General features: G+C 39.7%; 14 protein-coding genes. 6 read left to right on the plus strand and 8 right to left on the minus strand.

Annotated features, from left to right (window positions below; translation table 11 throughout):
- Positions 1 to 53: 53 nt before the first annotated feature.
- From RE476_RS12675 to flaJ, 4 genes are read left to right on the plus strand one after another with little or no spacing between them, the layout of a single operon-like run.
- Positions 54 to 560 (plus strand): flagellar protein G, encoded by a 507-nt coding sequence (locus RE476_RS12675; RefSeq protein WP_309308002.1) that lies wholly within the window; start codon positions 54 to 56, stop codon positions 558 to 560.
- A gap of 13 nt (positions 561 to 573) precedes the next feature.
- Positions 574 to 1,269, plus strand: coding sequence for an ATPase domain-containing protein (locus RE476_RS12680; protein ID WP_309308003.1), 696 nt, complete (start codon positions 574 to 576; stop codon positions 1,267 to 1,269).
- 18 nt (positions 1,270 to 1,287) lie between these two features.
- The gene (locus tag RE476_RS12685) at positions 1,288 to 2,946 is read left to right on the plus strand and encodes a type II/IV secretion system ATPase subunit (RefSeq protein WP_309308004.1); all 1,659 of its coding nucleotides are present in this window, start codon (positions 1,288 to 1,290) and stop codon (positions 2,944 to 2,946) included.
- A gap of 9 nt (positions 2,947 to 2,955) precedes the next feature.
- A complete protein-coding gene (flaJ, locus tag RE476_RS12690) occupies positions 2,956 to 4,611 on the plus strand; it encodes an archaellar assembly protein FlaJ (protein ID WP_309308005.1) in 1,656 nt (551 codons plus the stop codon).
- A 42-nt stretch (positions 4,612 to 4,653) separates the two neighbouring features.
- Here flaJ and RE476_RS12695 read toward each other — a convergent pair whose 3' ends face one another.
- The 7 genes from RE476_RS12695 to RE476_RS12725 form a co-directional block, all read right to left on the minus strand.
- The gene (locus RE476_RS12695; protein WP_309308006.1) at positions 4,654 to 5,652 is read right to left on the minus strand and encodes an isocitrate/isopropylmalate family dehydrogenase; all 999 of its coding nucleotides are present in this window, start codon (positions 5,650 to 5,652) and stop codon (positions 4,654 to 4,656) included.
- Positions 5,649 to 6,509: a DUF7714 family protein gene (locus tag RE476_RS12700; RefSeq protein ID WP_309308007.1), complete on the minus strand. Its 861-nt coding sequence runs from the start codon at positions 6,507 to 6,509 to the stop codon at positions 5,649 to 5,651. The genes RE476_RS12695 and RE476_RS12700 overlap by 4 nt, the downstream gene beginning before the upstream one ends.
- Positions 6,510 to 6,519: 10 nt before the next feature.
- Positions 6,520 to 7,011: a LeuD/DmdB family oxidoreductase small subunit gene (locus RE476_RS12705; protein ID WP_309309620.1), complete on the minus strand. Its 492-nt coding sequence runs from the start codon at positions 7,009 to 7,011 to the stop codon at positions 6,520 to 6,522.
- Positions 7,012 to 7,096: 85 nt separating this feature from the next.
- Positions 7,097 to 9,550 (minus strand): oligosaccharyl transferase, archaeosortase A system-associated, encoded by a 2,454-nt coding sequence (locus RE476_RS12710; protein ID WP_309308008.1) that lies wholly within the window; start codon positions 9,548 to 9,550, stop codon positions 7,097 to 7,099.
- 337 nt (positions 9,551 to 9,887) lie between these two features.
- Positions 9,888 to 10,754: a glycosyltransferase family 2 protein gene (locus RE476_RS12715; RefSeq protein ID WP_309308009.1), complete on the minus strand. Its 867-nt coding sequence runs from the start codon at positions 10,752 to 10,754 to the stop codon at positions 9,888 to 9,890.
- Positions 10,755 to 10,793: 39 nt separating this feature from the next.
- The gene (gene fcl / locus RE476_RS12720; protein ID WP_309308010.1) at positions 10,794 to 11,729 is read right to left on the minus strand and encodes a GDP-L-fucose synthase; all 936 of its coding nucleotides are present in this window, start codon (positions 11,727 to 11,729) and stop codon (positions 10,794 to 10,796) included.
- Positions 11,730 to 11,750: 21 nt separating this feature from the next.
- A complete protein-coding gene (locus RE476_RS12725) occupies positions 11,751 to 12,998 on the minus strand; it encodes a glycosyltransferase family 4 protein (RefSeq protein WP_309309621.1) in 1,248 nt (415 codons plus the stop codon).
- Positions 12,999 to 13,284: 286 nt separating this feature from the next.
- Between RE476_RS12725 and RE476_RS12730 the strand changes: the two genes are divergently transcribed.
- Positions 13,285 to 13,425 carry a hypothetical protein gene (locus tag RE476_RS12730; protein WP_309308011.1) on the plus strand — a complete coding sequence of 47 codons (141 nt, stop codon included), beginning with the start codon at positions 13,285 to 13,287 and terminating at the stop codon, positions 13,423 to 13,425.
- 6 nt (positions 13,426 to 13,431) lie between these two features.
- Complete coding sequence (locus RE476_RS12735; RefSeq protein ID WP_309308012.1) at positions 13,432 to 13,902, plus strand: FkbM family methyltransferase; 471 nt, start codon at positions 13,432 to 13,434, stop codon at positions 13,900 to 13,902.
- 33 nt (positions 13,903 to 13,935) lie between these two features.
- Here RE476_RS12735 and RE476_RS12740 read toward each other — a convergent pair whose 3' ends face one another.
- Positions 13,936 to 14,853: a glycosyltransferase family 2 protein gene (locus tag RE476_RS12740; RefSeq protein ID WP_309308013.1), complete on the minus strand. Its 918-nt coding sequence runs from the start codon at positions 14,851 to 14,853 to the stop codon at positions 13,936 to 13,938.
- Between the last annotated feature and the right edge of the window lie 36 nt (positions 14,854 to 14,889).

Here is a 14,889-nt window from a genome sequence, read left to right on the forward strand (position 1 = left end):
CAATAATTATATATTAATAGACAGTTATATTTCTATTCGGACTGGCAGAAAAAATGAAGAGCATGCTAACTACAGACAGAAAGAACCTGCTGAAGGACACAAGTGCTGACACCGCTATCACGCACATGATATTCTTCATAGCAGCGATAATACTAGCTATCAGCGTAGTTGCTCTTATATCGGCTGATGTCCAGTCTATGGTTGCTTCATCGGGTTCAAGTAGTAAATTACTTTCAGAGCAGATGAAAACTGATATCACAATAGTGAATGACCCTGAGATAATTCCTTACGATGGCGCCAGTAAAAAATACACATTTTATGCAAAGAACACCGGTAAAACAGAATTAGTGCCGGAATACGTGACCGTTCTTGTGGATGGTATCATGATAAGACCTGATGACATTGATATTGATCTGATGGATGGTGATGTCATATGGAGGCCTGGCGATATCCTTTCCCTTAATGTCACTACCAATCCCTCACCTCTTGACTCCGGTGATCACAGGATACTTGTTGCAGCTGAAAATGGTAAATCAGGTGCTATGAGCTTTAAAACGTAATTCAGAGGTAAAAATGGCAAAAATTAATGTATTTGAGATTCCAAGGGATGATCTTAACGCAAAATTAGGAGGTGGCTTTCCTGCCGGTTCACTGGTAGTGATCGAGGGTGGTAGCGGTGGTGGAAAGAGCTCCATCAGCCAGAGACTTTCTTTTGGTTTGAACGAGAATGACGTAAGTGTTACTTTAGTTTCCACTCAGATGACAACAAAAGGCTTTATCAACCAAATGTACTCTCTGGATTACCCGATAGCTCCTTTCCTTTTGAATGGTCTTCTATTGTACATTCCGGTAATTCCACTGGTGCAGGCTGCAAAATCACGTTCCGATTTCATTGAACGATTAATGGCGGCAGAAGAGCTTTTCGAGAAGAATGTTATAATCATTGATACTCTTTCCTCCCTGATAAAATACAGTGTGAATATAGAGAAAAGTCTAGAACTGATTTCATTTTTCAAAAAGCTCAATGGTATGGGGAAAGTGATCATACTGACAATAGAGTCTAACCAGCTGAGTGAGGAGATTGCCTCTATGTTCCGTTCTTCCTGTGATGTTTACATTACTCTTAAATCAAAGCCACTGGGAAGTGAAGTCAAGAGAACTATTCTCGTAAACAAGTTTACGGGAGCCAAAGGCCCTGTAGGTCAAATGATAGGTTTCAGGATCGAACCAAGGGTTGGTCTTGTTGTCGAGATCGCTTCAGTATCATAAGATCAAAAGAGTGGTTAGATGGATCCGGAATTTCAAAAAGCTGTACAAAGAAACCCTCATCTTGGAATATATGTAAAGAAATTTATGCAGGAAACCGGAGCAGATGAACCCACTTTTATGGTGAGCCTTTCAAAAGATATTGACAAAGAAAATGTTAACATCATTCTTCCAGTGGGAGATCCTGTATTCGTTCATCTTTACGGGAGCTCCGAAATTGGTGAGGTCAAATATTATGGAATAGAACCTTTACTCAACAACACTGAAAGAAAAAAATATGAAGCTGTTCTGGATATTATTCTTGAAAGATCATCCTATGAGCCTGTTCCTGAGTCTGAGGCTGATCTCAAGGAACTTATTACTAAGCTACTCAACGAAGCAATTGATATTGGTTCAGGTGGGAACGTCGAAGAAAAAGGAACCGGCAAGTTCAATATACTCCAAAAGCTGATGCCCATACAAAAAAAGGTTCCGATGACCCAGAGTGAGTACAACAAGATTCTCTATCACCTGGAAAGGGACATTATTGGTTCCGGGCCAATCGAACCCATTATCAGGGACCCTTATCTTGAAGATATCCACAGTATTGGCATTGATAATGTGTTCATCGTTCACAAAATATTCGATATGGTGAAGACTGACCTCACGTTCGGGGATGAGCAGGGACTGGATAACTGGCTGAGGAGCATGAGTGAGCGTATCGGTCGTCCTGTAAGTGATGCCCGCCCTATCGCGGATGGTGCTCTTCCAGATGGTTCCCGTATCAATATTATTTACAGTCTGGATGTCAGTAAGCGTGGAAGCAGTTTTACCATGCGTAAGTTCAGTGAGGTGCCTGTGAGCATTATCCAGCTCATTACCTGGGGTGCACTGAGTGCGGAAATGGCAGCTTATATGTGGATGTGTCTTGAGAATGGTATGAGTATTTTCTTTAGTGGTGAGACTGCAAGCGGGAAAACAACGATGCTTAATGCATGTCTTGCTTTTGTAAATCCTAGATCTAAAGTATTCTCCGCCGAGGATACGGCTGAAGTCCAGCCACCGCAGCCTGTATGGCAGCAGCTGATAACTCGTGAGGAAGGTCCTATTGACTCAAGGGTAGATACTTTCGCCCTACTTAAGGCTGCACTTCGTTCAAGACCAAACTACATCATAGTTGGTGAAATTCGAGGAGCTGAAGGTAACGTAGCTTTCCAGGGTATGCAGACAGGACACCCTGTACTTGCAACATTCCACGCATCTGCAGTTTCAAAGATGATACAGCGTCTCACAGCAGACCCTATCAACGTACCTGTCACGTTCATTGATAATCTGAACATTGCAATGATCCTGTCAGCTGTCTATCGTAAAGGTAAATTCCTGCGACGTGCCCTTGCAATTGAGGAGATTGAAGGTTATTACGAGGAGATTGGTGGTGTTGCCACAAGGGCTGTTTTCCAGTGGGAACCTGATACTGACAAGCATAAGTTCCGTGGTCTGAACAATAGTTACATCCTGGAAGACAAAATAGCTACAAAACTTGGTTATGAGGACAAGAGGATGATATATCAGGATCTTTTCCTCAGGGCAAGAATACTTGATGAAATGAAATCACGAGGTATCGAAGACTATTACGATGTTCTTGAGATCATAGTCAACTTCTATAAACATGGTGTTGAAGGCCTTCCATTTACAATCTAGGTGAGCTTCATGAGTTATGAAAAGGCATTCAAGAATATTGGCATGGAACCTAAGGCTTATGCCAAGAAGTTTGCCTTACCTATAATATCATTCGGTTTTATTTTTTCAATAATTCTTATGGTAGCGTTTCCTGCACTTTTCACGGGTACTACCAAGTATATACCAGCATTAATTCCGGTTATATGTATTATCTTTGCCTTATCATATCCTTTGACAATTCTTGCTGCCAAGGCATCACGTATAGACAATAATATGCACTACTATATCACTCAGATGGGTTCAATTGCAACAGCGGAAACCCCAAGGATAGATATAGTACGTATCGTTTCAGAAAATGAGGATTACCAGGAACTTGCCGAGGAAACAAAGAAGATCTACGATCTTGTAACCGTATGGCATCTTAGTCTTGCTGATGCATGTCGCTTTATTTCTAAAAGAACTCCTTCTATTATATTCGAGGACTTCCTTGACAGATTCGCACATGCACTTCAGTCGGGAGAAGATGTTAAAACCTTCCTTTTTGCAGAGCAGAGTGTGGTAATGAATGAGTATGAATCAATGTATTTCGGTGCCCTTTATGTTGTTGAGATCATTAAGGAACTATTCGTGTCCCTTGTGATGTCCCTGATATTCATGGCATCATTTGCTGTCATCATGCCGGTCATTACAGGTATGAATGCAGAACTTCTCATGAGTATAGTCGTGCTCGTCTTCCTTGTAACAGATCTTGTAATGGTAATGTTCACAAAAAGCAAAATACCAAAAGATCCTGCATGGAGTCGTTCTTCCAATATGACTGAGAACAAGTTAAAGTTATATCGTTCAGTACCAATTTCCATAGCTGGCTGCATAATTGTGTTTATCGCAGTTTCACTTTATGGGAAGATAGAAACTTCAATTGCTGTGGCTATGGTTTTAACTCCTCTCGTTTATACAGGCCATGTATCAAGGTCAATAGAGAAGAGTATTCGTAGGAAAGATGAGAACTTCCCTGCATTCATCCGTTCTCTTGGAAGTTCTGCCGGTGCAAGGGGTGGTGTCATTGATGATGCACTGAAAGCCCTGAGAGCGCATGACTTCGGTCCTCTGACAAAAGATGTGAACAACCTTTACAAGATGCTTGTCACCAGAATCGACAAATTTGGCTCATGGGAATATTTCTCAGCTAACACCGGAAGTAATCTGATACAGCGTTTTTCTGTAATGTTTGTGCAGGCAACTAATCTGGGTGGCCAGCCAGAGATCATCGGGGATATAATAGCAACGAACTTCCACAAGATAGTAACTCTCAGGAAAAAGAGATCACAGTCTGCCGGAAGTCTTGTCGGTGTCCTGTATGGCCTTACAGGCGGTATTGGTTTTACCATGTATATCTCACTTGGTGTGGTGGGACTTATGCAGGATATGTTCTCGGCTGTGGAAATGCCTCCGGGGATGTCCATGGGAATGGTGCTGTATACGGATGTCGGCAGCATTGAGACACTTTCAAACATGGTTATGTTGATAATGGTTGGTCATTCCCTGATGTCCGCTCTTCTTATCAGGATAGTGGATGGAGGGCATATGTTGAGTGCCACCACTGACTTTGTGATAATGGTATGGATATCCGGGGTAAGTGCAGTCGTCACTATGTCAGGTGTATCTTCGTTACTGAATCTAAGCTAAAAAAATTTAAATATCAAAAGAATGGAAAGCAACTAGGACTTTTCATTCCATTTTTGTTCTTATGTATTTTGCAATAGTGTTGCCAACTTCTGATGTGGTATGTTTGCCACCAAGATCCGGCGTGCAAATACCCATATTAAGTGCGACATCTATGGCTTCTTCAACAATGGCTGCTTCTGCAAGATCGCCATGCCATTCAAGGAGCATTTTCAGACTCAGTATTGCAGCGACAGGATTTGCCCTATTATTACCAGCAATGTCAGGAGCACTTCCATGCACCGGTTCGAAGAATGCATATTTCTCTCCGATATTGGCGCTGGGCAGAAGGCCAAGTCCACCAACCAGGGCACCTGACATATCACTCAGGATATCTCCAAAGAGATTGGTTGTAACTATGACATCATAATTCCATGGAGATGTAATGAGGTTGTAGGCAAATGAGTCTACAAGTTCATCCCGGTGCAGCACCCCTGTATCTATTGCAGACTGCCGGGAAACATCAAGAAATAGCTTGTCTGACTTCATAACATTGGATTTATGGACTATCGTCAGTTTGTTCATTCTGCTCTTTGCAAGTTTGCAAGCGTAATCAGCAATTCTTTTTGATCCTTTTCTTGTGACCACTCGTTTGGTGGTGGAAATATCAGTCCCTATTTCCTCGATACCCGAATACAGCCCTTCTGTATTTTCTCTCACAATGATGAAATTGAAATCATTACGCTCATGAATTCCCTTTACAGAGGGCAAAGGACGTATGGGGCGTATATTTGCGTACATGTCCAGTTCTTTGCGAATGGTCAGGAGCACGCTCTTATAATTAGGGTCAGGTGGCGTTGTTACTGCGCCGAAGAATACACAATCACATTCTTTCAATGTATCTATATCTTCGTCGGTTATTGCAGAACCTGTCCTCTCCCATTTTCCATAACCAAGTTCCACCGGTATTTTTTCAACATCAAGGCCCAGTGAGTCAAGGACCTCTATTGCCGCGGGAATAACTTCTTTACCGATTCCATCGCCTTCGACAACTGCCAATTTCATGATTGTTCCTCTTTGTTTTTTCTTATGTCAGCAATAAGTTCCCATACAGCTTTAGCCACTTCGAATTCAGATGCACCCCAGTGGACCATTGCTCCGCGAATACCATTAATGGTCACGATGCCGGATTTTTCGGAGCGACAACACCTTGTTATGAAAGGCTTCGATGGTTTGAATACATCGGATTTAAAGGGACATATATTAATAAATGAATACTCAAGTCCCGGGAATCGTGATTCAAACAGGGTCCTTGATATCTCACATCCGACCAGCAGTGCACCATCTTCTTCAATTACATCGCAATCAAGGCATTTTCCTTCCAGGCCGGAAGAAGAACATGGGAATACGGTATTTTCACCTTCAAATTTTCGAAGGTTTGTGAGATTTTCTGAGAACTTGATCGTAAGTTCTCCGAATATTCCGCTTTGTTCCAATCTTCGTACAACACTTGCAAGCCAGGAAGGCTCAGGTGGCACTACATCCACGATTTCAATATCCATAATTGCTGAAAGGTCAGGTTTGTGCACAAAGGTCAGGTGCTTGTCGATGCCTGTGAATATGACCGTGGTGATATTTCCCTTGCAGATATCTGATGCAATCTCTATTAGTAGTGCCCTGTCTTTGATATTCAGTTCTTTTCCATAACGAACTATCTCATCACCTGAAGCTAGCATATTCAGTGCAGTAACCTCTCTTAGCAGTTCACCACCCTGATGTGTCACTTCATAAAGGGAGTAACTACTCTCTGAATCGCAATTTTCTACAATAAGGTATTTCGTAAGGAAGTAGATGCGCCTGTCCTTGCCATCGGGAATCTCCCTGCTATGGCCGATATGTTTGTATTCATCAGGAAATATCATTTTCATATGATTACTGTGAGTTCTTCTTTGCTTTACGCTGGGCTACGAGTCCACCTTTAGTCAGCATTTCAAGAAGGAAATCAGGTAGCTTGTTTCCATGGAACACTTTACCGTTAACTTTTACAGTTCCCTGAAGCAAGTCAATTTCCACTTCATCGCCTTCACTGCACTGTACGTCTGCTTCCATGAGTGGCAGTCCGACATTGATGGCATTCCTGAAGAATATCCTCCCAAATGATTTTGCTACTATGCATGCAACACCTGCATACTTTAGTGCCAATACTGCCTGTTCCCTGGAAGAGCCACATCCAAAGTTATCATCTGCAACGATGACATCTCCCTTTTTAACCTTTTTAGAGAACTCAGGGTCTATTCCTTCCATAGCATGATCAGCAAGGGCCTGCATATCTGTTGTGCGCAGGTATTTTCCGGGAATTATTACATCGGTATCGATATCACTGCCGAATATCCATGCTTTTCCCTTGATTATATTGTCCAATATATCACCTTAGAGCTAGCTTCTGCATGATGTTATTTGTAAGTATCGGGAAAGTAAAAAAAGTAAAGATAGAATGGGGATGAAGATTTTACACTTCAATTGTATTCCCATTCAATACATCCAGTTCACTCACACTGACCTGTTCAATGACATCTCCGTAGCTTATCACATAAGGTCCCGTTGGCATGGTGTCAAATTGTGTTTCGCCTTCAATTGGTCCTTCTGTCGAATAAGGCACGGTGAAAGAATATGTTCCATCAGATGTGGTGGATTGCGTATAAGTGAATGTCCTCATCTGATTTGTCCGTATAGTGTTGCTGATGGTCACAGTTTCATTTTCAGGTGCTGTTCCTGTGATGGAGGCACCTTCAACGTATTCAAATATCTTCACATATCCTGTGTTCTCTTCAGCCAGATTTCCGCTGTAAAGGACATTATATACATTCTTATATCCGGGTTCCTGTGTGCTTCCTATGGGTGACTCATGCACCAGACGGTATTGTTTAAGTCCATTACCATCGAATATGTGAAGCCTTGCTTCCATTGAATTGTAGTATCGTGGACCTGGCACAGTCATGGTTCCTGAATCTGTTTGCACCTGTATGTAATAGTCAGCTGTGTCCAGTGTCCAGGCGGTCATAGCATAGAATTTCCCAGTAGCCATTTCAACGTCTGAAACGATGTAACGTGCACCTGCCTTTTCAGGATCAGGGTGTATGGCCTCAAGCACTTCTGTTGCTGCTTCCTCAGAAGGAGTCGTGAAGAAAGTGGATGCACCAGGTAGGTTTTCTTCTTCGATACTATTCCTGCGACCTCCTACACCTTGCTGGAAGGGGTTGGCGTTTGGAATGCGATGTCCTATTACTTCTATCCAGTGTCCGTAATCCCACCAGGACATGACACCGTATGCAGTTTCAGGGTACTGGTAGGTTTCACTTTCGGCAGGAATCTCATAGCTTTCATAATAATCAAGCCCCGGGTCAGGTGTGTTGTATCTGAGCCATTGGGTTGCTTCTATCCAGTAGCCGTTAGGTCCTCCGGTACCCTGTGATTGCTGCATCGCAAGGCTGTAGCTTGGGTATATGAGGATAAGTACGATGAATGCGGCTGAAAGTATGTGCATTAGTTTTATGTTCTTAGCATTGAATGTCTTTGATTTAATGTTCTCAATCAGTTTTTCCCATCCTGCCATTTCAAGCACTTTAACACCTACCCATGCACTTAGGATAGCAGCATTTACAGAATAATAGTATGCAAAACGGTTCTGCTGAAGCATGGCCCAGATGATCATGAGTGTCCAGACTATCAGGAATGTGTTCTCAGGTGCGTTCTTCTGGGTAAATGCCTTGTAGATGAGTATAGCCAGTGCGACGAATGAGATGTATCCCAAAGCCCCGAAATTGTACCAGAGGGGTTGCAGGGAGAATTGCCCACCAAGGGAGAGGAGGGGGGAGGCTTCAGCGATGGTAAGGCCACCACCGGTGCGCATAAAGTAACTGGTCAAGCTGGCGATGAGTGCATAGGTAGATGGTGAGAATGTCTTTGAGAGGATAATCACTATGATTGACAATATTGCTATCAAAAGTGGGTAATAATATCCTTCAACTTTCCTTTTGTTAAGTTCTATGGATATTAGGGTAAGGATTGGGAAGGCTAAAATTCCACCGAAGAGACCCTTTATCAAGAGTCCTTTGGAAGAGAGGTTAGGTACCATTAGTACCATCAGCAATGCAATACCAAAAATTATCACGCCGCTGACTGCAAGATAATCAGTAGGGCGTTTGTGCATATGATTGATTATATGTTGCACTGTGATGTAGATGCCAAGAATGAAACAGAAGAATACGGCACCATACCATGCGAGTGAGTAAGCTCCCAGTGCTAATCCTGCCATTATGATGTATGGCAAGGAAGATTTCAGGGAGTCAAAGTTCCTGTTCTTTAGGTCTTCGAAGGTAATCGGCTTTTTGTAGGCGATCTTCAGTGCCATTATCATGAACATTGCCACAACAGTGGTTAGCAGAGTTTCAGCGATGTGGTGGTCATTGAATCCGATTATTGACCTTGAGAGGAACTGACCGGGTGCTAATGCTATAAGGAGTGCTGCCAGTAATCCTATCCTACGATTGAATAACCATTTAGCAGCAAAGTATGTGGGGATGACTACGATTGCCCCCAGGAAAGCAGGATAATATGCACAAACTTTGTAGATTAGGTCTTGACTGGGGTTCCCGAATCCTATAATCCAGATTATTGTCGAGAGTACCATATCAAATAATGGTGCAAAGATTTGGGTTGTACCATTTGGATATTGTGTGTGAGCATCGAACCACAGAATATTAGGGTAATTATGTAAAATGGACTCAACATTGCGCAGGTGGTACCATGGATCGTTTCCACCAAAACGTACGAAGGTGTCTGATATAAACACGCCTGCTCTAGGTATAGTTCTAATATATAGTGCTATAAGGAATGATATAAGAATACCTACACAGTAAGGTAGGAACTTAATTATTTTTGTCTTTTCATTTTCACCGGTCATATGCTTCACTCACATTTTATGCATATTGAATTCTTACTATTTTGAGGAACTAAACAACAGAACTTACAGAATTTGGGTTAGCTGTTTTTTATTGTGTAGCCCATAAAGAGAATTTTATTTTAAATTTGTAATGTATACCTCTTTATCCAATATATAACTATTATCAAATGAACATTAATTAATTTTAATTGTTTCTCTTCTGGAATCGGTTTTATGCATTTAAAATAGAATGTTGATTGGAAAAGTTGCAATAAATGAGTAAGTTTCAGTTCTTGCTGCTATATGTATAGAAATTGAGGCTTATCTATAGATATATTAATTGTTGTAACAAGCTACATCAATCATTTTTGTGTTTCAGAAGAACATTTTTTTTGTGGGAAATGCCTGTTACAAAAAGTTTTCCAGAATTAACCAGAGATCTGGTATTCTTGCTTCCAAGTATACTATTTAACGATGGATAAAATATTGCCCATGCATAGGATATGAGCCAGGGGATTGTAATAATTTTAAGTTGATGTTCTCGTCTTGCTTTTGCAGTTTCCTTTACCAACTTTATGCAGTTGTTAGTAATTCCTCCAGTTTGCATCCCAGCTATGATCAAATCTTTTGTGAAAAGGGCATTCCCGCCTTTCTTAAATGCTCTGACAAGCAACTCATAATCCCCAACAATCTGGAACGATTCATTAAACTTTCCGTATGTATCAAAAAGGCTACGATGATGAAACATTCCTTGGTGTGTAAAAGTGCAAACCCCATCTACAATTATCCCATTCCATGTATAGTCCCAAGGGCTGCCATCAACACAACATATTTCGTCATTTTCATTTACCCTTGCAACCTTTCCATACACTAGTCGTATATTTTCAGATTTGGCTTTAATAAGGTATGGCTCAAGCTCTTCAAATACGGTGTCTTTCCAGAGATAGTCATCAGATCCCAAAAAGTATATCCATTCTCCATTTACATGGTCCAGTGCTTTATTCCATGCATTATATATGCCGTTATCTGGTTCGGATATCCAGTAAACAATCTTATCATCGTTGGCATTTAATATATCTACTGATTTATCTGTGGAACCACCATCAATAATTATGAGTTCTTTATTCTGGGAAGTCTGATTGTATACACTGTCGATGCAGCGCTGCAGGGTTTTAGCACCATTATAAACAGCAACTACGACTGAGATGAAGGGTTTTTGGGTCATTTATTTGTTATTGAGTATATTCTGGTAGTATTCGTTTTGTTATTTCTGATTTGTGTACCACTCATATGCTTGTTCAATTCCATTTCGGAGTGAGATTTTAGCTTTCCATCCAAGTCTGTCCAGCCTGCTTACATCCAGCAACTTTTGTGGAGTACCATCTGGTTTTGAAGCATCGTAAACGATATCTCCTTCATATCCTACGATCTCAGCTATGAGCTCAGCCAGTTCCTTTATTGTAATATCTTTTCCAAATCCAATATTTACGAATTCTCCGATATCCCTGTAGTCATAATTTTCCATCAAATGAACACAGGCATCAGCCATGTCATCCACATGTAGGAATTCACGTTTAGGTTCTCCACTACCCCAAACCAAAATTTCAGTTTTATCTTCGATTTTTGCTTCATGGAATTTACGGATTAGTGCAGGCATTACATGTGAGGTTTCAAGGTCAAAATTGTCATTTGGACCATAGAGATTAGTTGGCATCACCGAAATGAAGTTGGTACCATACTGTTGATTATAATGCTTACACAACCTTATACCTGCAATCTTTGCAATTGCATACGCTTCATTGGTGGATTCCAGTTCTCCAGTTAGTAAGTATTCTTCTTTCATAGGTTGGGGTGCAAATTTTGGATATATGCAGGATGATCCAAGGAACAGAAGTTTTTTGACACCAAAGGTTTGTGCAGCATGAATCACATTTGCTTCTATCATGAGGTTCTGGTAGATGAACTCTGCAGGGTATGTGTTATTTGCGAGGATTCCGCCGACTTTAGCAGCTGCAAGGAATACATAATCGGGTTTTTCGATTTTGAAGAAGTTGTTGACCGCTTGCTGATCTGTTAGGTCAAGTTCTTTGTGGGTGTGGCATATAATGTTTTGATAGCCTTTTGATTCCAGCTTTCTTTTTATGGCCGAACCGACCATGCCGCTGTGACCTGCAATGTAAATCCTACTTTCCATGTCCATTAGTAATCCTCATATATTTAATTACAGTTTTGAATATAAGTCTGCATATCTTTTAGCAATTGACGTTAGTTCAAAGTTTTCTTCAACATATTTTCTGGAGTTTTCGCTTAATTTTTTCTTCCTTTGATCTTGCTCAACACTCCACTCTATACCTTTTGCTAAGTCCTCCACATCGAATGGTTTCGCCAAGTATCCATTTTTCATATGACTGATCATATCTGGCATTCCTCCAATATCAAAAGCTACTGAAGGGGTACCGCATGCTAGGGCTTCCATTATAGTATTAGGTAAATTATCCTGTACCGATGGAGCTACAAATGCATCAGCAGCGGAGTATATTGAGTTCAACATATTATCTGGCAGTCTGCCCATAAAATTGATAGGGATGTCAAGTTGACTTTCATCGGTAGCATTTCCAAATACAATAGCTTCAAAATTCAAATCGTTGGAAAGGAGACTAATTGCCGACTTTAAATACTGAAAGCCTTTTCTCTTGTCTTGTGTAGAGTTTAGTGCCCCAAATAATATTAAATTTTTGTCAAGAGGTAAATTTAAGGTCTTTCTTGCTTCTTCTTTTGGTATGGTTTTGAATTTTTGAAGGTCAAGTCCATTTGGAATTACTTCTATTTTCTTATTTTCCAGTAAAGAACTCGAACCTGCACATTTAGCGAGCCAATTGCTAGGTGTCACAACGGTGAAATCTATTTCTTCCCAATATTTTTTCTTGCGATTAAATACCCATCGACTGAGGTCTTTTTCAGTGGTGGAATTTAGTTGTGGACATTTCCCACATTCATACTTATATCTATCACATGTACCATTGTAGTGACAACCACCTGTAAATGTCCACATGTCATGAAATGTCCACGCTAGAGGTTGTTTAATTTTTGCAATTTCCTGAATAGGAATAAAACCCTGACAAATCCAATGCAAATGTACAATATCTGGATTTACTTGGTTAACTTTTCTGTGTATATTATTAGGTACCCATTGTGGACTCCAATCAATTTGCTGGAAATTACGGTAGTCATAAGGAATTAAAGGTAATCTGTCTATCAGGTAACGTGTAACAGATATGAAATTCCATTTTGATGCTCTTGGACCTTTAATCGTTGCTTCTTGTCCTATTACAGAGTTATCATTACTTGTTTTTTTTTGTACTAACATTTTTGAGTTAATGCCTATTTGCTGAAGTCCATTATGTAACCTGTTAGCTGCTCTGGCTGCACCGCCATGAATGTCTGATGTGTTAATGAGAAGAGGCTTCATAGCTTTCACGAGTTTAATATGTTGTCTGTACAGGGATTTTTACATAATATATAAGTATTGGTTAAAATAACCTTCATTCGCAGGAAAAGTGTATATTATATTCCTATTCAATTTACTGTCGATATTTGCTTTTGATAATGGTATTAAATAATACATTAGGATTTAAAGGGTTAATTTTAAAATAAATATAATCTATGTTATATGGGAATACAAAATGGCGTCAGTACTAAGAAAAATATCTCTAAAAATACAAGAATTATTGAAATTTCGTAATTACAAGACCAACTTGGATAATTGTCACATCGAACGTTTGGGTTCGGAATATGGAGGATGGGCATTCTGTCCTGAAAACGTTGGTGAACAAAGTGTAGTTTATTCTTTTGGTATCGGGGAAGATATTTCATGGGATGAGGCTCTAATTGATTAATATAATTTGACAATTCATGGATTCGATCCTACTCCCAAAGCAATTGATTTTGTTGAAAAGAAAGGCGTCAATAATTTTGTTCTTCATCCAATAGGTGTTGCTTCATCAAACGGCTTTATGAGTTTTTATTCTCCAAAGAATCCGGAGCATGTATCGCATTCTTTGGTTGAGAATGATAATAATTCCTCCAAATACATAAAAGTAAAGGTAAAAACAATCGATGCTATTATGAATGAACTGGGCCACAAAAAAATAGATATCCTGAAGATGGATATTGAGGGCTCTGAATATGACGTAGTAGCATATATGCTTGATAACAAGATTTATCCTGAACAATTGTTAATCGAATTCCATCACCGTTTTGAACCTTTCACTATAAATAATACCATTGAAACAGTCAATAAATTAATGGATTGTTCGTATCAAATTACTTCTATATCAGGCAACAATCAAGAATTTTCATTTATAAGGCAATAGTTTCTTTGAATACTGTTGTTCATTAATAATTCATTATAGATTGAAATCAATGAATTCATTGATTTTATGGTAACACATGTATAATATTCTCTTGGACAGGGAGCCTGCTCGAAAATCGTAATTTGATTTTATTATTCTATCGTCAGGTTCTGTTTCTTTCGGGAATGATAGTTTGCATTTTATTTCTTTATTTATCTTCACATCATATCTCCTGTTAGATGAACAATGAGTTCCACTTCCATCATGTCCGATATTCATTATTCTGGACTTTACAGGATTAATTGACAATCCATCATTCATTATTATATTGATTGCCCAGAAGATGGCCCATGAGTTGAGTTTTCCATTGATCTGTCTTTTCAACATAGGGTATAGGTCTAAGCCTGATCTATCCAGTTTTTTCTTGATTATGTTTGAAGTTTCGATTTTTTCCAGTATTTTTGGGTCATTAGAATAATGGTCCCATGCCCTTTTCCAAGTACCCCAACCCCATGATGAAAATCGATAAGAAAAATAGATGTCATAAGGATAATCCTCAGGTATTTCTATCGGAGGAGAATATGCACTCACATTCATGATTCTTTCATCAGATTCATATTCAGAAAGACATGTGTTCATGAAATGAAGAAAATCTGGAGAAGGAACACAATCATCCTCCAGAACAATTATTCGGTCATGTTCCTGGAATACATAATTTATTCCATCAACAAGTGATTTTGCCAAGCCTTTATTGTGTTTATTTTCGATGATTATTACATTCTCAAGTTTGTACGAGTGAATCAGTTCACGATTAGTTTGAACGGAATCTTTGTCTTTTTCATTTTTTGCTCCATCACAAAAGATGTAACATGAACTATCTATGAATTCGGTGTTATTTATTAAACTCTCAAGTGTCTTTCGAGTATGTTCGGGTCGGTTGTATACAAATAAAGCTATTGGAGCAAGTTTCATATTAAATTCCTGCTAGGTTATATTGGTTAATAGTTT

The sequence above is a fragment of the Methanolobus mangrovi genome, from assembly GCF_031312535.1.
GTDB lineage: Archaea > Halobacteriota > Methanosarcinia > Methanosarcinales > Methanosarcinaceae > Methanolobus > Methanolobus mangrovi.